The organism is Flaviaestuariibacter terrae, assembly GCF_054777635.1.
In genome coordinates, this window is record NZ_BAAHAL010000001.1 from 1 (window position 1) to 1,195 (window position 1,195).

General features: G+C 57.3%; 1 protein-coding gene. It reads left to right on the forward strand.

Annotated elements, in window-relative coordinates:
- The coding region (locus tag ACYU7Z_RS00005) for a hypothetical protein (RefSeq protein WP_460566330.1) at positions 1-1,195 on the forward strand (1,195 nt) is incomplete at both ends.

Here is a 1,195-nt window from a genome sequence, read left to right on the forward strand (position 1 = left end):
ATACCGATACAACAGCCACAGCCTGCTCTGTGTTTGTATGGCATGGAGCTACGTACACAACCTCGGGCAATTACAACTTCTTCTCCACCGGTGTCAATGGCTGCCCCGATACGGTCACCCTGCACCTGACTATCAACCAGGGCGTGCACACCGATACGACAGCTACGGCCTGTACGCAGTTTGTCTGGCATGGACAGAGCTATACCACGAGTGGCAACTACAACTTCTTCTCCACCGGTGTCAATGGCTGCCCCGATACAGTGACCCTGCACCTCACCATCAACCAGGGCGTGCATACCGATACCACGGCTACGGCTTGTACGCAGTATGTATGGCACGGTCAGACATACCTGGCTTCCGGCAACTACAACTTCTTCTCTACCGGTGTCAACGGCTGCCCCGATACGGTGACCCTGCACCTGACCATCAACCAGGGTGTGCACACCGATACCACGGCTACGGCCTGTACCACCTTCTCGTGGCACGGTCAGACATACCTGGCTTCCGGCAACTACAACTTCTTCTCCACCGGCGTCAATGGCTGCCCCGATACAGTCACCCTGCACCTGACCATCAACCAGGGCGTACATACCGATACCACGGCTACCGCTTGTACCACCTTCAGCTGGCATGGAGCTACGTACACAACTTCCGGCAACTACAACTTCTTCTCCACGGGCGTCAATGGCTGCCCCGACACGGTCACCCTGCACCTCACCATCAACCAGGGTGTGCATACCGATACCACGGCTACGGCTTGCTCGGTGTTTGCCTGGCACGGTCAGAGCTATACTACGAGTGGCAACTACAACTTCTTCTCCACCGGTGTCAACGGCTGCCCCGATACGGTCACCCTGCACCTGACCATCAACCAGGGCGTGCATACCGATACCACGGCTACGGCTTGCTCGGTGTTTGCCTGGCACGGTCAGAGCTATACTACGAGTGGCAACTACAACTTCTTCTCCACCGGTGTCAACGGCTGCCCCGATACGGTCACCCTGCACCTCACCATCAACCAGGGCGTGCATACCGATACCACGGCTACGGCTTGTACCACCTTCTCGTGGCACGGTCAGACATACCTGGCTTCCGGCAACTACAACTTCTTCTCCACCGGCGTCAATGGCTGCCCCGATACAGTCACCCTGCACCTGACCATCAACCAGGGCGTACATACCGATACCACGGCTAC